At 72.1% G+C, this 21,956-nt stretch carries 14 protein-coding genes; 13 read left to right on the top strand and 1 reads right to left on the bottom strand.

Going from position 1 to position 21,956, the window contains the following annotated elements; translation table 11 throughout:
- Positions 1 to 120: 120 nt before the first annotated feature.
- The 13 genes from mreC (at position 121) to obgE (ending at position 19,713) form a co-directional block, all read left to right on the top strand.
- On the top strand, positions 121 to 1,071 hold the full coding sequence (mreC, locus tag ACIG3E_RS07860; protein ID WP_399612612.1) for a rod shape-determining protein MreC: 951 nt from the start codon (positions 121 to 123) through the stop codon (positions 1,069 to 1,071).
- A 13-nt stretch (positions 1,072 to 1,084) separates the two neighbouring features.
- Positions 1,085 to 1,759 (top strand): rod shape-determining protein MreD, encoded by a 675-nt coding sequence (mreD, locus tag ACIG3E_RS07855; RefSeq protein ID WP_399612609.1) that lies wholly within the window; start codon positions 1,085 to 1,087, stop codon positions 1,757 to 1,759.
- Between the two features lie 70 nt (positions 1,760 to 1,829).
- Entirely contained in the window at positions 1,830 to 4,085 is a 2,256-nt protein-coding gene (gene mrdA, locus ACIG3E_RS07850; RefSeq protein ID WP_399612606.1) for a penicillin-binding protein 2, read from the top strand.
- On the top strand, positions 4,085 to 5,281 hold the full coding sequence (gene rodA, locus ACIG3E_RS07845) for a rod shape-determining protein RodA (protein WP_138959709.1): 1,197 nt from the start codon (positions 4,085 to 4,087) through the stop codon (positions 5,279 to 5,281). The genes mrdA and rodA overlap by 1 nt, the downstream gene beginning before the upstream one ends.
- A 60-nt stretch (positions 5,282 to 5,341) precedes the next feature.
- Positions 5,342 to 6,868 carry a CHAD domain-containing protein gene (locus ACIG3E_RS07840; RefSeq protein ID WP_399612603.1) on the top strand — a complete coding sequence of 509 codons (1,527 nt, stop codon included), beginning with the start codon at positions 5,342 to 5,344 and terminating at the stop codon, positions 6,866 to 6,868.
- A 93-nt stretch (positions 6,869 to 6,961) separates the two neighbouring features.
- On the top strand, positions 6,962 to 8,887 hold the full coding sequence (locus tag ACIG3E_RS07835; protein WP_399612601.1) for a TIGR03960 family B12-binding radical SAM protein: 1,926 nt from the start codon (positions 6,962 to 6,964) through the stop codon (positions 8,885 to 8,887).
- 65 nt (positions 8,888 to 8,952) lie between these two features.
- Positions 8,953 to 10,107: a hypothetical protein gene (locus ACIG3E_RS07830; protein ID WP_399612599.1), complete on the top strand. Its 1,155-nt coding sequence runs from the start codon at positions 8,953 to 8,955 to the stop codon at positions 10,105 to 10,107.
- 49 nt (positions 10,108 to 10,156) lie between these two features.
- Positions 10,157 to 11,059 (top strand): TIGR03936 family radical SAM-associated protein, encoded by a 903-nt coding sequence (locus ACIG3E_RS07825; RefSeq protein WP_399612598.1) that lies wholly within the window; start codon positions 10,157 to 10,159, stop codon positions 11,057 to 11,059.
- A gap of 247 nt (positions 11,060 to 11,306) precedes the next feature.
- The gene (locus tag ACIG3E_RS07820) at positions 11,307 to 15,749 is read left to right on the top strand and encodes a ribonuclease E/G (protein ID WP_399612596.1); all 4,443 of its coding nucleotides are present in this window, start codon (positions 11,307 to 11,309) and stop codon (positions 15,747 to 15,749) included.
- 197 nt (positions 15,750 to 15,946) lie between these two features.
- A complete protein-coding gene (locus ACIG3E_RS07815; protein ID WP_399612593.1) occupies positions 15,947 to 17,311 on the top strand; it encodes a phospholipase D-like domain-containing protein in 1,365 nt (454 codons plus the stop codon).
- A gap of 206 nt (positions 17,312 to 17,517) precedes the next feature.
- Positions 17,518 to 17,838, top strand: a complete 321-nt coding sequence (rplU, locus tag ACIG3E_RS07810) for a 50S ribosomal protein L21 (RefSeq protein WP_030673925.1) — start codon at positions 17,518 to 17,520, stop codon at positions 17,836 to 17,838.
- A gap of 14 nt (positions 17,839 to 17,852) precedes the next feature.
- Positions 17,853 to 18,107 carry a 50S ribosomal protein L27 gene (gene rpmA / locus ACIG3E_RS07805; RefSeq protein ID WP_010986870.1) on the top strand — a complete coding sequence of 85 codons (255 nt, stop codon included), beginning with the start codon at positions 17,853 to 17,855 and terminating at the stop codon, positions 18,105 to 18,107.
- A 157-nt stretch (positions 18,108 to 18,264) separates the two neighbouring features.
- A complete protein-coding gene (gene obgE / locus ACIG3E_RS07800) occupies positions 18,265 to 19,713 on the top strand; it encodes a GTPase ObgE (protein WP_399612588.1) in 1,449 nt (482 codons plus the stop codon).
- A gap of 89 nt (positions 19,714 to 19,802) precedes the next feature.
- On the opposite strand, the gene ACIG3E_RS07795 is transcribed toward obgE, so the two are convergent.
- The gene (locus tag ACIG3E_RS07795; protein WP_399612586.1) at positions 19,803 to 21,884 is read right to left on the bottom strand and encodes a hypothetical protein; all 2,082 of its coding nucleotides are present in this window, start codon (positions 21,882 to 21,884) and stop codon (positions 19,803 to 19,805) included.
- Positions 21,885 to 21,956 lie beyond the last annotated feature (72 nt).

The following is a 21,956-nucleotide window of genomic DNA, read 5'->3' as shown; positions in this document are numbered from 1 at the left end:
CGTGCGGCGGATCGTTGATATATAGGCAAGGCATAAGAATTCCGCGGACTTCGGGGCTCCGGGGACCCCGCGGGCTCACATTCCGCAGATTCCTACTTGAGGAAGGCACGGCCGCCGCACGTGAGGGACACACGAGAGAGCCGGCTGCTCCTGGTGCTGCTGATCGCCATCGCGTTCGCACTGATCACAGTGGACATCCGCGGTGGCGAGGATTCACCGGTCGACGGTGCCCGCCAGGCCGCCGCCACGGTCTTCGGCCCGGTCGAGGACGGCATGGCGGGCGCGGTGGACCCGATCGGCAACGCCATCGGCGCGGTCCGCGACTCCGGTGGCCGCCACGACCGCATCGCCCAGCTGGAGCGGGAGAACGCCGCGCTCAAGGCCAAGCTCGGCAGCGACGACCGCAACCGCAGCCGGGTCAAACAGCTCGACTCCCTGCTCAAGACGGCGGGCGCGGGCCAGTACGGCATCAAGGGCGCGGAGGTCATCGGCATAGGAGCGGCCCAGGGCTTCTCCTGGACGGTCACCATCGACGCGGGCGCGAACGACGGCCTCAAGCGCGACATGACGGTCCTCAACGGCGACGGCCTGGTCGGCCGCGTCACCACCGTCGGCCCGTCCACCGCGACGGTCCTGCTCGCCAACGACCCCGACTTCACCGTCGGCACCCGCATGGAGAAGACCGACGAGCTCGGCTTCGCCTCCGGCCAGGGCGACCGCCCGCTGCGCGTCCAGATGCTCAACGGCAAGGCGAAGATCAAGAAGGGCGACCGCCTGGTCACCTTCGGCTCCCAGGCCGACAAGCCGTTCGTGCCGGGCGTCCCCGTCGGCCAGGTCGTCCGCGTCGACCCCTCCGGCGGCGACCTGACCCGGAACGTGTACGTCCGGCCGTATGTCGGCTTCACCAAGCTGGACGTCGTCGGCGTCGTCGTCGAGGCCCCCCGCAAGGACCCCCGCGACACCGTCCTGCCGTCCAAGCCCGCCAAGCCCAAGCCCGCCCCCACCGTCACGGTCACCGCGACGCCGTCCGGGCAGGCCCCCGCCGACGGCGCCGAGCGCGACGAGCAGTAGGAGCACTGACACCATGCGCTTCAACCGGATCCTGCTCTCCAGCGCCCTCGTCGTGGTCGCCCTCGTCGTCCAGGTCAGCGTGCTCGCCCGGCTCCAACTCCCGGGCGCGGTACCCGACCTGGTCCTGCTCACCGTCCTCGGCCTGGCCTTCGTGTACGGCCACGTCGGCGGCGCCCTGATCGGCTTCGGCGCGGGCCTGCTCACCGACCTGGCACCGCCCGCCGACCACGCCGCGGGGCGCTACGCCCTCGTGCTGTGCGTCATCGGCTACCTCGCGGGCCTCGCCAAGCCCGAGACCGGACGGCTGCGCTCCGCCAGCGGCCCGCTCGTCGTCGTGGTCGGCGCCGCCGTCGGCTCGACGCTCCTGTACGCGGGCGTGGGCGCCCTCGTCGGCGACGACGCGGCCCGCCACGTCGGCCTCGGCGGGCTCCTGTTCACGGCCGCCCTGTACGACCTGCTGCTCGCGCCGTTCACCATTCCGCTGATCATCGCGCTCGCCCGCCGCGCCGAGAACGACCCGCTGGGCGAGACCGCCACGGGCGCCAAGGCCGCCGACGTCTCCTCGGGCTTCCTGTCCTCCGGCACCGGCCTGAGCATCGGCAGCCAGCGCGGCGGCGGCCTGCGCACCAAGGCGGCCAAGGTCCGCGCCGCCCGCGCCGGACGCATCAAGGGGGTCAAGCGTCTGTGAGCGCACCGCAGTCGACGCACGGCGAGGCCGCGCACCCGTCGGCGTACGGAACCAGGGGAGGAGCGACCCAGTGACCAACATCCCGGAGACGGGCCGTACGCCGCGCGTCCAGATCCGCCTCGTCGTCATCCAGATCCTCGTCGTCTCGCTGCTCCTCACCCTCGGCGGCCGCCTGTGGTACCTCCAGGTGCGCAACGGCGCCGAGTACGCCGAGGAGGCCTCCGGCAACCACGTCCAGCAGGTCGTCCAGCCCGCGGTGCGCGGCGAGATCCTCGACGCCCGCGGCGTGCCCATCGCCGACAACCAGACCCGCCTCGTGGTCTCCGCGTCCCGCACCGAGCTGATGAAGATGAAGGACGACGGCAAGGGCGTCCTCGCCAAGCTCGCCGACGTCCTCGGCATGAGCCCCAAGGACGTCTCCGACAAGGTCCGGCTCTGCGACTCCAAGACCCCGCAGCCCTGCTGGAACGGCTCGCCGTACCAGCCCATCCCCATCACCGACGAGGCCACGCCCAAACAGGCCCTGCAGATCCGCGAGCGCTCCGAGGACTTCCCCGGCATCACCGCGGAGCCCACCGCCGTGCGCCGCTACGCCGCGCCGGGCAAGTCCAACACCGCCCAGGTCCTCGGCTACCTCTCGCCCGTCACCGACGACGAGATCAACAAGGCCAAGGACACCGACTCGCCGTTCCTGCGCTCCGACCAGGTGGGCCGCTCCGGCCTGGAGCGGACGTACGACAAGCAGCTGCGCGGCAAGGCGGGCGTCACCCGCTACGAGGTCGACAACCTCGGGCGGGTCATAGGGAAGGCCAAGTCCGACAAGGCCGAGCCCGGCTCGAACGTCGTGACCAGCATCGACGCCCGCGTCCAGGCGGTGTCCGAGTACTGGCTGAACGACGCGATGAAGAAGGCACGCGGCGAGTTCGACAAGAACACCGGCGAGAACTACAAGGCCGACGCGGGCGCTGTCGTCGTCATGGAGAACAAGACCGGGCGCGTCGTCGCCATGGCCTCCAACCCGACGTACGACCCGAACGCCTGGGTCGGCGGCATCTCCGGCAAGGACTACGCCAAGCTCACCGGCAAGAAGTCCAACTACCCGCTCCTGAACCGCGCCATCCAGGGCCAGGCCGCCCCCGGCTCGATCTTCAAGGTCATCCCGACGACCGCCGCGGTCAACGCGGGCTACGAGTTCGACGGCCGCTACCCCTGCCCCAGCTCGTACTCGATCGGCGGCCAGGTCTTCAAGAACTTCGAGTCCCAGGGCCACGGCAGCATCACCCTCGGCCAGGCCCTGGAAGTCTCCTGCGACACCGTCTACTACAAGCTGTCGCACGACGAGTGGCGCAAGGACGGCGGCAACAAGCCCGCGAAGGACCCCAAGGACTGGTTCTACAAGACCGCCCACCAGTTCGGCCTCGGCAAGGAGACCGGCATCGACCTGCCGAACGAGGTCAGCGGCCGCGTCCCCGACCGCCAGTGGAAGAAGGACTACTGGAAGGCCAACAAGGACGCCTGGTGCAAGCAGGGCAAGAAGAGCGGCGACTACGCCGAGCGCATCGCCTACGAGAACTGCCTCGAAGGCATGAAGATGCGCGCCGGTGACTCCGTCAACTACTCCATCGGCCAGGGCGACACGCTCGTCACGCCCATCCAGATGGCCACGATCTACTCCGCCATCGCCAACGGCGGCACCCTCTACAACCCCACCGTCGGCAAGGCGATCATCAGCCCCGACGGCAAGCACGTCGAGGAGATCAAGCCCCGGGCGCACGGCAAGCTGCCCATGGACGTGGCCCTGCGCAAGGACATAGACGGTGCCCTCGCCGACGTCGCCACCAAGGGAACCGCCGCCTGGCGGTTCGGCGGCTGGCCGCAGGACAAGATCCCGATGCACGCCAAGACGGGCACCGCCGAGGTCTACGGCAAGCAGACGACGTCGTGGTTCGCGACGTACACCAAGGACTACTCGATCGTGATGACGATCTCCCAGGGCGGTACGGGCTCCGGCGCGTCCGGGCCCGCCGTGCGCCAGATCTACAACGCGCTGTACGGCCTGGACGACAGCGGCAACCAGGACCTCAAGAAGGCCCTGCTGCCCCAGCCGCAGAAGTCCCTGCCGAAGATCGAGGCCGACGGCTCCATCGACGCCCCGAAGATCAAGCCGTACAAGCCCGGCAAGCCCACGCCGCCGCAGGAGCTGACCGACCAGCAGCAGGACCAGGACCAGGACCAGCAGCAGGACCAGGACCAGCAGCAACAGGATCAGCAGGACCAGGACCAGCAGGAACTCGCGGGCGCGCCCGCGGGCTGGAGGCGCGACTGATGGCCGGTACCAGCGGTTTCTCCGTCTCGGGCTACGGCCCCGAGCGCTCCACCATGGCCCGCCTGTTCGCCCGCGACTCGCTGCTGCGCAGGCTCGACTGGTGGATACTGCTCGCCGCCCTCGCGCTCTCCGTGATCGGCTCGGCGCTCGTCTACTCGGCGACCCGCAACCGCACCGAGCTGGTCGGCGACGACCCGTACGCCTTCGTGACCAAGCACGTCATCAACATCGGCATCGGCCTCGCGCTGATGGCGGGCACGATCTGGCTCGGCCACACCATGCTGCGCACCGCCGTGCCGATCCTCTACGGCATCTCGGTCTTCCTGATCCTGCTCGTCCTGACCCCGCTCGGCGCGACCGTCAACGGCGCCCACGCCTGGATCGTCATCGGCGGCCAGTCGCTCCAGCCCTCCGAGTTCTGCAAGATCACCATCATCCTGGGCATGGCGATGATGCTCGCGGCCCGCGTCGACGCGGGCGACCGGGAGCACCCCGACCACCGCACCGTCGTCCAGGCCCTCGGCCTCGCCGCCGTCCCGATCATGATCATCATGCTGATGCCCGACCTCGGCTCGGTCATGGTGATAGTGATGATCGTCCTCGGCGTCCTGCTCGCCTCCGGCGCCTCCAACCGCTGGGTCTTCGGACTGCTCGGCGCGGGCGCGCTCGGCGGCGTCGCCATATGGCAGCTCGGCGTCCTCGACGACTACCAGATCGCCCGCTTCGCCGCCTTCGCCAACCCCGCGCTCGACCCGGCGGGCGTCGGCTACAACACCAACCAGGCCCGCATCGCCATCGGCTCCGGCGGCCTCACCGGCACCGGGCTCACCCACGGCTCCCAGACCACCGGCCAGTTCGTCCCCGAGCAGCAGACCGACTTCGTCTTCACCGTCGCGGGCGAGGAACTGGGCTTCGTCGGCGCGGGCGCGATCCTGCTCCTCCTGGGCGTCGTCCTGTGGCGCGCCTGCCGCATCGCCCGCGAGACGACCGAGCTGTACGGCACGATCGTCGCCGCCGGGATCATCGCCTGGTTCGCCTTCCAGGCCTTCGAGAACATCGGCATGACCCTCGGCATCATGCCCGTGGCGGGCCTGCCGCTGCCCTTCGTCTCCTACGGCGGAACCTCCATGTTCGCCGTCTGGGTGGCCGTCGGCCTCCTCCAGTCGATCAAGGTGCAGCGGCCGCTGTCGGCCTGATCCCGTCACCGGGGCGCCCAGGGACTGCCGGGCGCCCCGGATCGCGTCTAGATTCGGCTCATGGCGGAGACGAGGCGCGAGATCGAGCGGAAGTACGACGCCGGGGCCGGGCAGGGCCTCCCTGACCTACGCGGCGTCGCCGGAGTCGCCGACGTCATCGACAAAGGCGTCACCGACCTCGACGCGGTCTACTACGACACCGCCGACCAGCGCCTGGCCCGCGCCGCCATCACCCTGCGCCGCCGCACCGGCGGCTCCGACGCGGGCTGGCACCTGAAGCTCCCCGTCTCCCTCGCGGACGGCGTGCGCGACGAGATCCAGGCCCCCCTGTCGGACGACGTGCCGCCCGCGCTCACGGGACTCGTCCGCTCCCGGGTGCGCGACACCCCCCTGGTGCCGGTCGTACGCCTCCGCTCGGCGCGCGCCCTGCGCCACCTCGTCGACGCGTCGGGCGCCCTCCTCGCGGAGGTCAGCGTCGACGACGTACGGGCCCAGCGCCTGCACGACGGCTCCGCCACGGCCGCCTGGACGGAGATCGAGGTCGAACTGGCAAAGGAGACGACCCCGGCCCTCCTGGACAAGGTCGAGAAGAGGCTGAACAAGGCGGGGGTGCGCCGCGCGAAGTCGACGTCGAAGCTGGCGCGGGCACTGGAAGAGACCTCCGGGGAAGGGCGGGCACAGCCCCAGGCGCCCCGCACAGGTGACTCGGCCGGATCCCACGTCCTGGCGTACCTCCACGCGCAGCGCGAAGCCCTCGTGGCCATGGACCCGGCCGTCCGCCAGGACCTCCCCGACTCCGTCCACCAGATGCGCGTGGCGACCCGCCGCCTGCGCAGCGCCTTCAAGACGTACCGCAAGATCCTCGACCGGAACGTCACCGACCCGCTCGGCGACGAACTGAAGTGGCTGGCCGGAGAGCTGGGCGTGGACCGCGACCGCGAGGTCCTCACCGAGCGCCTGACCACCGCCCTCGCGGACGTCCCCCGCACGCTGCGCCTCGGCCCCGTCCGCGCCCGCCTGCGGATCTGGTCGATCGCGGGCCGCACCGGATCGCGCCGCAAGACGGTCGCCGTCCTCGACTCGGCGCGCTATCTGGCCCTCCTCGACGCCGTCGACGCGCTGCTCGCCGACCCGCCGCTGCGCGAGGCCGCCGCGGCCCCCGCCGAGACCGCCCTGCCCAAGGCGATGCTCAAGGACTTCGACCGGCTCGCGGCCCGCGTGGACCACGCCCTCGCGCTGGCCCCCGGCGAGGAGCGCGATGTGGCGATGCACGAGGCCCGCAAGGCCGCCAAGCGCGCCCGGTACGCGGGCGAGGCCGCGAAGCCCGCCCTGGGCAAGCCCGCGAAGCGCTTCGCCAAGCGCATGAAGGCCGTGCAGAGCGTCCTCGGCGAGCACCAGGACAGCGTCGTCGCCCGCGAGGCCCTGCGGAACCTGGCGATCCAGGCGCACGCGGCGGGCGAGTCCGCGTACACCTGGGGCCTGCTGTACGGCCGCGAGGAGGCGGCCGCGGCGGCCCGGGAGCGGGAGCTGCCCGAGGTGTGGGCGCGGGCGGCGGCGCCGAAGGTGCGGAGCGCGCTCGGCGGCTGAGCCCGCGGCGGGGTGGGCCGATCGAGGTACGGGGCGCGGGCCCGGTCACGTTAGGCTTGAGGGTCACCCCTGTCAGCTCACGAAGGTCCAGCGATGTCTGTCGAGTCGGTTTTCCCACAGCTCGAAGCCCTGCTCCCGCATGTGCAGAAGCCGATCCAGTACGTAGGCGGCGAGCTCAACTCCACGGTCAAGCCGTGGGACTCCTGTGACGTCCGCTGGGCGCTCATGTACCCGGACGCGTACGAGGTCGGTCTGCCCAACCAGGGCGTCATGATCCTCTACGAGGTCCTGAACGAGCGTGAGGGCGTCCTCGCCGAGCGCACGTACAGCGTGTGGCCGGACCTGGAGGAGCTGATGCGGGAGCACAAGGTCCCGCAGTTCACGGTGGACAGCCACCGCCCGGTGCGCGCCTTCGACGTCTTCGGCCTGAGCTTCTCCACGGAGCTCGGCTACACGAACATGCTGGCGGCCCTGGACCTCGCGGGCATCCCCCTGGAGTCCAAGGACCGGAGCATCGACGACCCGATCGTCCTCGCGGGCGGCCACGCGGCCTTCAACCCCGAGCCGATCGCGGACTTCATCGACGCGGCGATCATCGGCGACGGCGAGCAGGCCGTGCTCGACATGACGGAGATCATCCGCGCCTGGAAGGCCGAGGGCCGCCCCGGCGGCCGCGAGGAGGTCCTCTTCCGCCTCGCCAAGACCGGCAACGTCTACATCCCGGCCTTCTACGACGTCGAGTACCTCCCGGACGGCCGCATCGGCCGCGTCGTGCCGAACAAGTCCGGGGTGCCGTGGCGCGTGTCCAAGCACACCGTCATGGACCTCGACGAGTGGCCGTACCCGAAGCAGCCGCTGGTCCCGCTCGCGGAGACCGTCCACGAGCGCATGTCCGTGGAGATCTTCCGCGGCTGCACGCGCGGCTGCCGCTTCTGCCAGGCGGGCATGATCACGCGCCCGGTGCGCGAGCGCTCGATCACGGGCATCGGCGAGATGGTCGACAAGGGTTTGAAGGCGACCGGCTTCGAGGAGGTCGGCCTGCTGTCCCTGTCCTCCGCCGACCACTCCGAGATCGGCGACATCGCCAAGGGCCTCGCGGACCGCTACACCGAGGACAAGATCGGCCTGTCCCTCCCCTCCACCCGCGTGGACGCCTTCAACGTCGACCTGGCCAACGAGCTGACGCGCAACGGCCGCCGCTCCGGCCTCACGTTCGCCCCCGAGGGCGGCAGCGAGCGCATGCGCAAGGTCATCAACAAGATGGTCTCCGAAGAGGACCTCATCCGCACCGTCGCCACCGCGTACGGCAACGGCTGGCGCCAGGTGAAGCTGTACTTCATGTGCGGCCTGCCCACCGAGACCGACGACGACGTCCTGCAGATCGCCGACATGGCGATGAACGTCATCCAGAAGGGCCGCGAGGTCTCCGGCTCGAACGACATCCGCTGCACGGTGTCCATCGGCGGCTTCGTGCCGAAGCCCCACACCCCGTTCCAGTGGGCGCCGCAGCTCAGCGCCGAGCAGACGGACGAGCGCCTCACCAAGCTGCGCGACAAGATCCGCGGCGACAAGAAGTACGGCCGCTCCATCGGCTTCCGCTACCACGACGGCAAGCCCGGCATCGTCGAGGGCCTCCTCTCCCGCGGCGACCGCCGCGTCGGCGCCGTCATCCGCGCCGTCTACGAGGACGGCGGCCGCTTCGACGGCTGGCGCGAGCACTTCTCCTACGACCGCTGGATGGCCTGCGCCGACAAGGCCCTGCCCGCCTTCGGCGTGGACGTCGACTGGTACACCACCCGCGAGCGCACCTACGAAGAGGTCCTGCCCTGGGACCACCTGGACTCCGGCCTCGACAAGGACTGGCTCTGGGAGGACTGGCAGGACGCCCTCGACGAGACCGAGGTCGAGGACTGCCGCTGGACCCCGTGCTTCGACTGCGGCGTGTGCCCGCAGATGGACACCCACATCCAGGTCGGCCCGACCGGCAAGAAGCTGCTGCCGCTGACGGTCGTCAAGTAGGCAGTCGGGTCGTCGCAGTTCGGAAACGGGGGGAACGGGGCGTCGGTGGTGGCGTCTCAGTAGGCATGGACCTTGAGAAGGGGCTCCCGCCGGAGCCGCAGCCGCAGTGGAAGCCGTGGCCCGAGCGGGTGGCGGAGGCGGCTGCCGAGCCGGTGGCCGCCGGGCCCGTGTCGCTGACGAAGGACGCCCCCGAGCCCGCCCCGCGGGCCGAGGGGTGCCTCGTGGTGGCGCTGCGGCTGCCGGTGCGGATCGTGGTCCTGGTGCTCGTGGTGCCGGTGCGGATCGTGTGGGACGCCCTGGTGGTGTGCGCGCGGTTCGTGTACGACCGGGCGCTGCGGCCGGTGGGGCGGGCGCTCGGGTGGGTCTGGCGGGGGATCGCCGCCGTCCTCGCCTTCGTCGGCAAGCTCCTCTTCGTCTGGCCCTGGGTGGCCCTGTGGCGCTATGTGCTCAAGCCGGTCGGGCTCGGGCTCCTCTGGCTGGTCCGGCTGCTGGTCGTCGTCCCCGCCGTGTGGGCGTACCGGCGGGTGCTCACACCGGTCGGGCACGGCCTCGTGTGGCTGGGGCGGATGCTCGTGGTCGTGCCCGCGCGATGGCTGTACGCGCGCCTGCTGACACCGGTGGGGCACGGTCTCGCGTGGCTCGCGCGGGGCGTGTGGTGGGTGGTGCGGGGCATCGGCCTGGGATTCTGGTGGGTGCTGCGGGGCATCGGGATCGTCGTCGGCACCCTCTTGCGGTGGATCTTCGTGGTGCCCGCCGTCGCCCTGTGGCGGTGGGTGCTCGCGCCCGTCGGCCGGGCCGTCGCGTTCGTCGCCGGGGAGATCGGGGACGCGTTCGGACACGCCTGGCGGGTCGCCGGGCACATCTCGCGGGCCGTGTGGCACTTCCTCTGCCGACTGCTGAAGCTGATCTTCGTGGAGCCCGGGCGCTGGGTGTACCGGCACCTCTTCACGCCGGTCGGACACGTCCTGCGCGACGCGCTGTGGCGCCCGGCGGGCCGGGCCGTCCGGGCCGTGGGCCACGTCGCCCGCGCGGCGCTCGGCTCCGTACGAGAGAGCGCGCGGGAGGCCAGGGCGGACTTCCGGCGGCTGCTGTTCGGCACGTCCCGCGAGAAGCTGCCCGTCACCGAGGGGCCCGGGGCCCGGCGGGAACCCGCGGGCGGCGAAGCGCGTACTCTAGATAAGAAGGTCCGGCGCGAAATGTCCCCACCGAAGCGGGGATGAGCCGGACCACGACACCGGGAAAGCGTCCGCCCGGACGTGCTCCCCGCCCATGTGGGGGCAGCGTCACGGACCGCGTACACGAGGAGAAGTTCCCCTGGGCAAGCGACAGCCCGAAGGCCCGCCGCCCGCGCCCGTGGCGCAGCGCATCCGTCTGCGCTACACCAAGCGCGGCCGCCTCCGGTTCACCAGCCACCGTGACTTCCAGCGCGCCTTCGAGCGGGCGCTGCGCCGCGCCGAGGTGCCCATGGCGTACTCGGCGGGCTTCACCCCGCACCCGAAGGTGTCGTACGCCAATGCCGCACCCACCGGCACGGGCAGCGAGGCCGAGTATCTGGAGATCGCGCTCACCGAGCCCCGCGACCCGCAGAAGCTGCGGGAGCTGCTCAACGAGTCGCTGCCCGCCGGGCTCGACATCACGGACGCTGTCGAGGCCCGCACCTCCGGGCTCGCCGACCGGCTCACCGCCTCCGTGTGGGAGCTGCGCCTGGACGGCGTGGAGAGCGCCGACGCCGAGCGGGCCGCCGACGCCTTCCGCGCCGCCGAGACCGTCGAGGTCCAGCGCCGCACGAAGAACGGGATGCGCACCTTCGACGCCCGCGCCGCCGTCGTGAGCCTGGGCGCCCTCGCCCCGGAGGAGCTCGCCTCCGTCGCTGATAGGCCGACCGACAAGCCCTGTGCGATACTGCGGCTGGTTGTGCGGCACGTGACACCTGCCGTCCGACCCGACGACGTCCTGTCCGGTCTCCGAGCTGTGGCCGACCTGGCGCCGCCGGTCCCCGCAGCGGTGACCAGGCTGGCGCAGGGGCTTTTCGATGAAGAGACCGGCACGGTGACCGACCCGCTCGCGCCCGACCGCGAGGCAGTCACGGCCGCCCCGGCCGATCGGCACCCCGATGCGGGGGCCGCCGCAGCTGCCGCCGCGAAGGCGCCGGTGCCGGAAGGTCCCGCGTAGGGCGTTCGCCGAGAACACCGCAGCGCCGCCCTTGGTACTCGGGAGCCACCTGGGCCGGGCGGCGCACTGACCAGAAGACTTTCGCCAGGCCGTCCGCCAGGAGCGTACGGAACCGGCGAGACAAGACACAGACAGCTCCCGTGCGGCGCCCGCGCCCTCGGATGGCGGCCCCGCGCGACACGCGAGGGCCGCGGGTACGTCCGGCTTACGGCGCGGCGCCCGGGAGCGTGACGGGAGAACCGCCCGCATGCTTGAGCCGAACGACCCCACTGAGGGCTCGCAGAACAGCAGCACCCCCAGCGACACGCTGCCGCCGCGCCGTCGGCGCCGCGCCGCGTCGCGCCCCGCGGGACCGCCCGCGGGCACCGCCACGGACGCCGCGCCGGCCATACCGGCCGCCCCCGCCACCGTGGACCCGGACGCCGAGGAGACGGACGAGACGGCCGCCGAGGCCCTCGCCGCCGAGCAGGCCGAGGCCGCTGAGCCGTCGGTCGCTGAGGCTGCCGAGACCGTTGAGGCGGCTCCGGTGGCGCGTACGCGTCGGCGTGCGACGCGCAAGGCGTCCGCCCCGGCCGGTGCGCCCAAGGCCGCCGAGGAGGCCCCGCAGGTGGCCGAGGCCGCTGAGCCGTCGGTCGCTGAGGCTGCCGAGACCGTTGAGGCGGCTCCGGTGGCGCGTACGCGTCGGCGTGCGACGCGCAAGGCGACCGCTCCGGCCGGTGCGCCCAAGGCTGCCGAGGAGGCCCCGCAGGTGGCCGCCGCTGCCGCCGAGCCGGTGGCCGCTGAGGCCGTCGCCGTCGAGCCGGTCGCCGTCGAGCCGGAGGCCGAGGCCGCGCCGCGCCGTTCGCGCCGCCGTGCCACCCGTGGCGTGACCGCGCCCACCGCCGAGCCGCAGGCCGAGGCCGCGCGGGCCGAGCAGCCCGCTGCCGCGGAGGAGCCCGCCGTCGAGGCGCCGCAGGCCCCGCAGGCCGCGGAGGAGGCCGAGTCCGCCGCGCCGCGCCGTTCGCGCCGCCGTGCCACGCGCGCCGTCTCCGCCCCCGCCGCCGAGCCGCAGGCCGAGGAGACCCCCGACGTGCCGGAGACCCCCGCCGCCGAGGCCCCCGAGGCCCCCGAGGCCGCCGCTGCCGCCGAGTCCGAGGCGCCCCGCCGCGCCCGTCGCCGTGCCACGCGCGCCGCGGCCGCGCCCGCCGCCGAGGCGAAGGCCACCGAGGCCGCGCAGGCCCCGCAGGCCGCCGAGGCCGCCGAGGCCGCGCAGGCGTCGCAGGCTCCGCAGGCAGCCGACGAGGCCGAGGCCGCGCCGCGTGCCCGCAACCGCCGTCGCGCCACCCGCAAGGCCGCCGCAGGGTTCACCGCGCCGCCCGCCGAGTCGCGTACCCGCGGCGAGGACGAGGGCGGTCGGCGCCCCGCGCGCCCCGCCGTCGCCATGTTCCAGGCGCCGGTGTTCACCGAGCCGATGTTCCAGACCCCCGAGCGCGCCGCCGCCGCTGCCGCCGCCGAGGCGGCCGAGGCGGAGGCAGCGCCCGCGCCCGCCCCCGCGGCCCCCGCCGCTCCGGTCGCCGAGGAGGAGACGGGCCCGCGCCGTCGCCGTCGCCGCCGCGCCGCCGACGAGCAGCCCGTCGAGGCGCCGCAGCCCGTCGAGGCCGCGGAGCCGCAGGACGCCGAGGCCGAGGCCGAGACCGGTGACGCCGTCGAGGGCGAGGAGGCCGGCGAGCGCCAGGGCCGCCGTCGCCGTCGTGGTGGCCGGCGCCGCCGTCGCGGTGAGTCCGCCGACGGCATCGACGGCGCGGACGAGGACGTCGCCGCCGAGCAGGCGGAGCAGGACGCCGAGGACACCGCCGAGCAGGTCGCGGAGGACGCCGAGGAGGCCGAGGAGGCCGACGAGGCCGACGGGGGACCGGCGGGCTCCAGCAGCAGCCGTCGCCGTCGCCGCCGTCGTCGCCGCGCCGGTGACGCCACCGAGAGCGAGCCGGGCGAGGGCGACCCGGAGCGCACGGTCGTGAAGGTCCGCGAGCCGCGCAAGAAGTCCGCGGACGACGGCACGCCGAGCGACGAGGTGCAGTCCATCAAGGGCTCGACCCGTCTGGAGGCGAAGAAGCAGCGCCGCCGCGAGGGCCGCGAGCAGGGCCGCCGCCGGGTGCCGATCATCACCGAGGCCGAGTTCCTGGCCCGCCGCGAGGCGGTCAACCGCGAGATGATCGTCCGCCAGAACGGCGACCGCACCCAGATCGGCGTCCTCGAGGACAACGTGCTCGTCGAGCACTACGTCAACAAGGAGCAGTCGACGAGTTACGTCGGCAACGTCTACCTGGGCAAGGTGCAGAACGTCCTGCCGTCGATGGAGGCCGCCTTCATCGACATCGGCAAGGGCCGCAACGCCGTCCTGTACGCCGGTGAGGTCAACTTCGAGGCGCTCGGCATGGCCAACGGGCCGCGCCGCATCGAGTCCGCCCTGAAGTCGGGCCAGTCCGTGCTCGTGCAGGTCACCAAGGACCCGATCGGCCACAAGGGCGCCCGCCTGACCAGCCAGGTCTCGCTGCCCGGCCGCTATCTGGTCTACGTGCCCGAGGGCTCGATGACCGGCATCAGCCGCAAGCTGCCCGACACCGAGCGGGCGCGCCTGAAGTCCATCCTCAAGAAGATCGTCCCCGAGGACGCGGGCGTGATCGTGCGCACCGCCGCCGAGGGCGCGAGCGAGGACGAGCTGCGCCGCGACGTCGAGCGGCTCCAGGCGCAGTGGGAGGACATCCTCAAGAAGTCGAAGATGACCACGACCAGCTCGCCGAGCCTGCTGTACGGCGAGCCGGACATGACCGTCCGCGTGGTCCGCGACATCTTCAACGAGGACTTCTCCAAGGTCATCATCAGCGGTGACGAGGCCTGGCAGACCATCCACGGCTACGTCTCGCACGTCGCGCCCGACCTGGCGGACCGGCTCCAGCGCTGGACGTCCGAGGTCGACGTCTTCGCGACGTACCGGATCGACGAGCAGCTCGCGAAGGCGCTCGACCGCAAGGTCTGGCTGCCGAGCGGTGGTTCGCTGGTGATCGACAAGACCGAGGCCATGGTCGTGATCGACGTCAACACCGGCAAGTTCACCGGTCAGGGCGGCAACCTCGAAGAGACCGTCACCAGGAACAACCTGGAGGCGGCCGAGGAGATCGTGCGCCAGCTGCGGCTGCGCGACCTCGGCGGCATCGTCGTCGTCGACTTCATCGACATGGTCCTGGAGTCCAACCGCGACCTCGTCCTCAGGCGGATGCTGGAGTGCCTGGGCCGGGACCGTACGAAGCACCAGGTCGCCGAGGTGACCTCGCTGGGTCTCGTCCAGATGACCCGCAAGCGCGTGGGCCAGGGCCTGCTGGAGTCCTTCTCCGAGACCTGTGTCCACTGCAACGGCCGCGGTGTGATCGTGCACATGGACCAGGCGACGTCGGCCGGTGGCGGCGGCAAGCGCAAGAAGCGCGGCCGCGGCGGTGCCGAGCACACGCACGAGGCCCCCGCCGCCGTCGAGGCCGAGGACACCGCGACGGAGACGGCGGCCGAGGTCGAGGCGGAGACCGCCGCGCCGGTGGCCCTGCCCGAGCCGGACTTCGCGGCGGACGAGGAGCTGTACAGCAGCGCCGCGGAGGCCGAGGCGGCCGCAGCGTCCCGGGGCCGTTCGCGGCGCCGGGCCACGCGCCGCGCGTCGGCCCCGGCGGGCGCGCCCAAGGCGGAGCAGGCCCCCGAGGCCGCCTCCGCGACCGCGCGGGCCGAGCAGCCCGAGCAGTCGCCCGAGGCCGAGCGGCCGGAGTCCGGCAGGAAGGCCAAGAAGGCCAAGTCCGGCACGGCGAAGGCGCGGTCCGCTAAGGCGGAGGCCGAGGCCGAGCAGGCCGAGCCCGTGCAGAGCGAGCCTGTGACGGCCGAGCCCGTGACGGCCGAGCCCGTGACGGTCGAGGCCGACACGGTCGAGCCCGTCGAGGCCGCCCCGGTGGCCGAGGCCCCGGCGCCCGCCGTCGAGGACGACGCCGCGCCCAAGGGGCGTACGCGCCGCCGCGCGACCCGTAAGGCGTCGGCTCCGGCCGGTTCGCCGAAGGCCGCGGGCGAGGCCGAGGTGATCGTCACGGAGGCCGCCAAGCAGGAGCCGAAGGCCCCGGCCGAGCCGGAGCCGGTGGCCGCCGCCGCCGAGCCCGTCGCGGAGCCGGTCGCCCCGGTCGCCCCGGCCGTCGCGGAGCCCGTCGCCGAGGCCCCGGCCCGGCCGCGCCGCCGCGCCGTCCGCAAGGCGGCCGCGCCGACCGCGTCGGAGGACGCGGCCGTGGTGGTCCTGCCCGCGGCGGACAAGCCCGCGGAGCAGGCCGAGCAGGCCGTCCCCGTCGCCGAGGCCGCCGAGCCGGAGCAGGCCCCCGAGGCCCCGTCCGCGACCGCCGAGGAGGCGGCCACGGAGGAGGCCCCCGAGGCCGAGGCCAAGGCCGCCAAGAAGACGGCCCGCAAGACGGCCAAGAAGGCCACCGCCAAGAAGGCCGCCACGAAGAAGACGGCGGCCAAGAAGACGGTGGCCAAGACGGCGGCGGCCAAGACGGCCGCGACCAAGAAGACCGCGGCCAAGAAGACGACCGCGAAGAAGACGACGGCCAAGAAGGCGGCGAAGAAGACCACCGCCAAGAAGGCCGCTGCGGCCGAGCAGTCGTCGTCCGCCGTCGCGGCCGACGCGAGCTGACCCCCGAGGGGTTCAGCGACCGCAGAGGTCAGGAGCTCGGAGCCCCCGCCCGGCGCACGCGCCGGGCGGGGGCTCCGGCGTTCCCGCGCTCCACCCTCACCTATCCGTTGGGGTTGTCCGCTTCTGGCCCGTACTTGGTGCCGGGGCGGGATACCTGTAAGACTCACCGGGTCCGTTGAGCAAGGGGAGGGATGGACATGGCGGGAGCACGTCCACATGGGATACGTCTGAGGGGCACGGGGCGCCACCGGGCGGTGCGGCCCGCCAGGGGAGGGCGCCAGGCCGCCGCGCTCGCCACGGTCCTGTCGGCCGCCACCCTGCCGACCGCGGCCACCGCCACCGCCGCGCCCGCCGGGACGCCCGCCTGGCCCGAGGGCCCCGTCTTCAACGACCCGCTGGGCACCGTCGACCAGCAGCACGCGATCCGCACCCGGCTCATCGAGCTGACCGACGCGGCCGTGGAGGGCTCGACCATCAAGGTCGCCGTCTACCACGTCTGGGAGGCGCCCATAGTCGAGGCGCTCGTCGGCGCCCACAGGCGCGGGGTCAACGTACAGATCCTGCTCGACTCGACCAGCAAGACGGACCGCCCGGACAACACCGCGTACGCCACGCTCGTCAACGAGCTCGGCGCCAACCGGACCAAGTCGTCCTTCGTGACGCTGTGCCCGCCGAACAAGTCGTGTCTCGGCGACCCGCAGTACGGCAAATCGATCATGCACAACAAGTTCTGGCTGTTCTCCGAGGTCAAGGGGGCCCGGGACGTCGTCGTCCAGACCACGTCGAACTCGACCCCGTCGGCGCACACCAAGTTCTTCAACGACGCGCTGCTGCTGCCGGACAACCCGGCCATGTACGACGCGTTCTCCGAGTACTTCACCGACATGGTCGGCAGGAACTGGGAGGCCTGGGACTACCGCACGGCCAGCAGCGGCCGCTACAAGGCGTACTTCTTCCCGCGCGTCGGCACGGTGAACGAGACCGACACCATGTACTCGGTCCTGAACAACGTCTCGTGCACCTACAAGGACGCGGCGGGCGTCAAGCGCAGCACCAAGGTCCGCGCCTCCATCTTCAAGATCACGCGCAAGCAGATCGCCGACAAGCTGGTCTCCCTGCAGAAGGCGGGCTGCGCCGTCGACCTGGTGTACGCCGAGACGGACAGCGCCAAGAGCCAGAACGGCAGGCCCGGCACCTGGGAGGGGCTGCACAAGCCCGGCGGCCCGGCGCTGCGCTGCTTCAACGACGACCGGGATCCGCTCAGGCCCGGCCAGAAGCTCGTCACGCCGTACATCATCCACAGCAAGTACGTGCTGATCGACGGCAAGTACGACGGCAAGATCAAGAAGGTGTCCTTCACCGGTTCGCAGAACTACACCGCGCCCGCGCTGCGCGAGAACGACGAGCTGATCGTCAAGGTCGACGACGACTCCGTGCACAACACGTACCTCAAGCACTTCAACCGCGTGAAGAAGGTGGCGTGGCCCGGCACCAAGGACACGACGGACCTGTGCCGGGGCGTGAAGCCGCTGCCGCCGGACGGTGAAAAGCCCACGCACTAGGGCGCGGGTCACATGGGTCGGGGCCCGGTTTGACCCGTACGGGTGGGCCCCGTAATCTTGAGCGTCGGCGTGTCCATACGTGCGCCCGTCCTCGTAAACCTTCTTCCCTCCCGGAATTCCTACGGATCTTCGGGAGAGGCCGACCGCGCTGTCGCGCCGGGCGGCTGGACTGCGGGGATTCCGTTCCGAGCGAGAGAGAGATCCGCGTGTACGCCATCGTGCGCAGCGGTGGTCGCCAGCACAAGGTTGCTGTCGGCGACATCGTTGAGGTTGACAAGATTTCCACCGCCAAGGTTGGCGACACGGTCGAGCTCTCGACCCTGCTCGTTGTCGACGGCGAGTCCGTGACCAGCGACCCGTGGGTCCTGGCCGGCATCAAGGTCACGGCCGAGGTCGTGGACCACCACAAGGGCCAGAAGATCGACATTCTGCGCTACAAGAACAAGACCGGCTACCGCCGTCGCCAGGGTCACCGTCAGCAGTACACGGCGATCAAGGTCACCGGCATCCCCACGGCTGCGAAGTAAGGGACTGAGACAAGATGGCACACAAGAAGGGCGCATCGTCCACCCGGAACGGTCGCGACTCCAACGCTCAGCGGCTCGGCGTGAAGCGCTTCGGCGGTCAGGTCGTCAACGCCGGTGAGATCCTGGTCCGCCAGCGCGGCACCCACTTCCACCCGGGCTCGGGCGTCGGCCGCGGCAAGGACGACACCCTGTTCGCCCTGGACGCCGGCGCGGTGGAGTTCGGTACCCACCGCGGCCGCAAGGTCGTGAACATCGTCCCGGTCGCCTGAACGGCACTCTGACCGGAACTTTCGCGAGGCGGACCTCACTTCCCTGTCGGGAAGCGGGTCCGCCTTTCGCGTGTTTTGAATAGACACAGCACAGCTAGACACTTTCGTACTCCCTCAGCCCCACGGCCGGGGGGACCCTTCCAGGAGGCACTGAACCATGACCACCTTCGTGGACCGCGTCGAGCTGCACGTCGCCGCGGGTAACGGGGGCCACGGCTGTGCCTCCGTCCACCGTGAGAAGTTCAAGCCGCTCGGCGGCCCGGACGGCGGCAACGGCGGCCGCGGCGGCGATGTGATCCTGGTCGTCGACCAGTCGGTCACCACCCTGCTCGACTACCACCACAGCCCGCACCGCAAGGCCACCAACGGCAAGCCCGGCGAGGGCGGCAACCGCTCCGGCAAGGACGGCCAGGACCTGGTCCTGCCGGTGCCGGACGGCACGGTCGTCCTGGACAAGCAGGGCAACGTCCTCGCGGACCTCGTCGGCCACGGCACCTCGTACGTCGCCGCGCAGGGCGGCCGCGGCGGCCTCGGCAACGCGGCGCTCGCCTCCGCCCGGCGCAAGGCCCCCGGCTTCGCGCTGCTCGGCGAGCCCGGCGACGCGGGCGACGTGGTCCTGGAGCTCAAGACCGTCGCGGACGTGGCGCTCGTCGGCTACCCGAGCGCGGGCAAGTCCTCGCTGATCTCGGTCCTGTCCGCCGCCAAGCCGAAGATCGCCGACTACCCGTTCACGACGCTGGTGCCCAACCTCGGCGTCGTCACCGCGGGCTCCACCGTCTACACCATCGCCGACGTGCCCGGCCTCATCCCCGGCGCCAGCCAGGGCAAGGGCCTCGGCCTGGAGTTCCTGCGCCACGTCGAGCGGTGCAGCGTGCTCGTGCACGTCCTGGACACCGCGACCCTGGAGTCCGACCGCGACCCGGTCTCGGACCTCGACGTGATCGAGGCCGAGCTGCGCCAGTACGGCGCGGGCCTGGAGAACCGGCCCCGGCTCGTCGTCCTCAACAAGGTCGACATCCCCGACGGCCAGGACCTCGCCGACATGGTCCGCCCCGACCTGGAGGCGCGCGGCTACCGCGTCCTCGAGGTCTCCGCCGTGGCCCACAAGGGCCTCAAGGAGCTGTCGTTCGCGCTCGCCGAGTTCGTCGCCGAGGCGCGGGCCGCCAAGCCCAAGGAGGAGGCCACGCGCATCGTCATCCGGCCCAAGGCCGTCGACGACGCGGGCTTCACCGTGACGCGCGAGGACGAGGACGGGGAGGTCGTGTACCGCGTGCGCGGCGAGAAGCCGGAGCGCTGGGTCCGCCAGACCGACTTCAACAACGACGAGGCCGTCGGCTACCTCGCCGACCGGCTCAACCGCCTCGGCGTCGAGGACCAGCTGATGAAGGCGGGCGCCCGCGCGGGCGACGGCGTCGCCATCGGCCCCGAGGACGACGCCGTCGTCTTCGACTGGGAGCCGTCGATGTCGGCGGGCGCGGAGATGCTCGGCCGCCGTGGCGAGGACCACCGCTTCGAGGCGCCGCGCCCCGCCGCGCAGCGCCGCCGCGACCGCGACGCGGAGCGCGACGAGTCGGAGCGCGAGTTCAACGACTTCAACCCGTTCTAAGACGTACGGGGCAGCCGTCCCGCCGCGCGGATGGCACAGCGAAGGGGCCCGGAGCGAGTGACTCGCTCCGGGCCCCTTCGTCGTACGGACTACGCGGACTCCAGCTCCTCCGCGGCGGCCTCGGCCTCCTCGGCGGCGGCCTCCTCCGCGGCCTCCTCCCGCTGCGCGGGAATCTCCGCGGCGACCCGCGCGGCGGCGCGCACGCGCCGCGCGTCGGCCTTGGCGCCCAGCGCCACCGCGGCCGCGTTGAAGCGGACCAGGGAGGGCGGGTCGGAAGGACCGAGCAGGTGCTCCTTGAGCTCGGCACGCGCCTCGGCGTACACGTCGTGGCGGGGGTCGCGCACGGCGGCCAGGAGCGCGGGCACGCCCTCCGCCTCGGGCGAGAGGATGGCCGCGGCCCGCACCGTCGGGAAGCCGGCGCGGAAGTCCGCCTCGCTCAGCCCCGAGGTGTTGGCCACCGCGTACGGCTTCTCGCTGCTCAGCCAGTCGGACACGACCGACGAGACGTCGCTGATGAGCACGTCGGCCTGGTTGAAGCAGGAGAAGATCGCCGGTCGCGACGCGGTGACGATCTGGTGCTCCCACTCCGGCAGGGCCGCCCAGTAGGCGGCCTCCCAGGCGAGCGTCGCCTCGATGATCGCGGCGCGGATGTCGCCGTCGGGCTTGCCCTGGAGCATCATGCGCTCCTGTTCGTCCGCGCCCTTGCGGAACTTCTTCGCCGTGAGGAGGTTCAGCTCCTCGGTGCGGCGGGCCAGCTCGGCCTCGGCCTCGGGGCCGGGCCGGGCGCCGGAGCGCTGGGCGTTGGCCTCGCGGATCATGGCCTTGATGCGCTCGTTGGCGGCGCCCGCGGCCGGGATCTGGGAGCCGGTCATCGGGTGCGGCTTGTAGATCAGGCGCACACCGGGGTCGGCGAGCAGGTGCCGGACGATGTTCTCGCCCGCGAGGATGACCGAGGTGTTGCCCGGGTTGCCGTCCCAGCCCTCCCAGGTGGGCGCGTACAGGACGGTCGTGTACGCACCGGTGGGCGCGCCCGCGTACGGGCGGATCGGGGACAGCTGCGGACGGCCGACCTCGACGACGTCCTGGTCGGCCACGCCGATGTCGGCGAGCTGGTAGCGCTCGCGCGCGGCGGGACCGGCGACCCACACCTCGTCGTACGCCTTCGCGTACGGGTTGCAGGAGGACAGCTTGTCGCTCTCGCCGTGGTTGATGAAGGCGTGCTTGATCGACGGGATGCGCAGCACCTGCGAGGTCTTCGCCGCGTTCGCCGGGTGCAGGAGCACCTTCAGCGTCGACTGCTCCAGGGAGAACATCGTGGCGACCTTCGGGAAGCAGATGATCGGCACGTCCGTGGAGTCGATCTTCTGGACCATGAAGCGCTCACGGAGCACGATCAGCGGGTTGCCGTCGAGCTGCGAGAGCGTGGAGAGCCACATGTTGGCCTGGTACGCGGAGGTGGTGCCGCCGGAGAAGTACATGCCGACGGTCGGCTGGTAGTCGGCCAGCCACTGGTCGAGCCACTCCATGACCGCTTCGGCGTTCTTGGCGCGCTTCTTGGGGAGCAGCCAGGACATGAGGTAGACGACGCTGCCGCCCAGGAGCGCCAGGGAGATGCCGAGGCCGATGCCGCCCCAGTACGCGTCGGTGGTGGCGGCCGTGAGCAGCAGGCCCAGGGTCGTCGGCACCGAGAACAGGAGCAGGCGGCGCGCGTGCTGGCGGGCCAGCAGGCGCGGCGGCGCGGCGGTGAGGTGCAGCGCGGAGGTGTCGATGTTCCGCGTGAGCACCGGCAGCTGACGGCTGCGGCGGACCATGACGGCGGTCGCCGTGCAGGTGAAGTGCAGGGCGAAGAAGACGAGCAGCGCGACGGTCAGCGGCGACTGCTCGGCGAGCGGCTCGATGCCGTCGATGCGCAGCAGGCCGACGAGGATCAGCATGTCGCGCAGCAGCTGCCGGACGATGACGTCGAAGCGGACCTTGCCGAGCAGGGAGAGCAGCCCCGGCTGCTTGTACTGCAGGTAGATGTCGAGCGCGAGGTTCGCCGCGGAGGCGGCGATGAACACCGGGACGTACGGAATCAGCGCGGTGGCGAGCTGTGCCGCGAAGAGTGCGAACATCGTCAGCAGCGCGGTGAGCTGCACGATGCGGCGGTTGGCGAGTCCGGCGGAGGGCACGGGCTTGAGCTCCTGGCGGGGGGCGGTCGGACAGGGCGGGGGCGGTACTGGAGTCCGGACATGAGGGCGGGG

The sequence above is a fragment of the Streptomyces sp. NPDC053474 genome (genome assembly GCF_044544845.1).
Taxonomy (GTDB): Bacteria; Actinomycetota; Actinomycetes; order Streptomycetales; family Streptomycetaceae; genus Streptomyces.
Note: the sequence above shows the minus strand (reverse complement) of the source record. Positions and strands in the feature narration are given on the sequence as shown.

Excerpts from the sequence above, each read along its gene's own strand:
- mreD (WP_399612609.1), top strand. The coding sequence starts at position 1,085 with ATGCGCTTCAACCGGATCCTGCTCTCCAGCGCCCTCGTCGTGGTCGCC.
- rodA (WP_138959709.1), top strand. The coding sequence starts at position 4,085 with ATGGCCGGTACCAGCGGTTTCTCCGTCTCGGGCTACGGCCCCGAGCGC.
- ACIG3E_RS07840 (WP_399612603.1), top strand. The coding sequence starts at position 5,342 with ATGGCGGAGACGAGGCGCGAGATCGAGCGGAAGTACGACGCCGGGGCC.
- ACIG3E_RS07835 (WP_399612601.1), top strand. The coding sequence starts at position 6,962 with ATGTCTGTCGAGTCGGTTTTCCCACAGCTCGAAGCCCTGCTCCCGCAT.
- ACIG3E_RS07830 (WP_399612599.1), top strand. The coding sequence starts at position 8,953 with ATGGACCTTGAGAAGGGGCTCCCGCCGGAGCCGCAGCCGCAGTGGAAG.
- ACIG3E_RS07825 (WP_399612598.1), top strand. The coding sequence starts at position 10,157 with ATGTGGGGGCAGCGTCACGGACCGCGTACACGAGGAGAAGTTCCCCTG.
- ACIG3E_RS07820 (WP_399612596.1), top strand. The coding sequence starts at position 11,307 with ATGCTTGAGCCGAACGACCCCACTGAGGGCTCGCAGAACAGCAGCACC.
- ACIG3E_RS07815 (WP_399612593.1), top strand. The coding sequence starts at position 15,947 with ATGGCGGGAGCACGTCCACATGGGATACGTCTGAGGGGCACGGGGCGC.
- rpmA (WP_010986870.1), top strand. The coding sequence starts at position 17,853 with ATGGCACACAAGAAGGGCGCATCGTCCACCCGGAACGGTCGCGACTCC.
- obgE (WP_399612588.1), top strand. The coding sequence starts at position 18,265 with ATGACCACCTTCGTGGACCGCGTCGAGCTGCACGTCGCCGCGGGTAAC.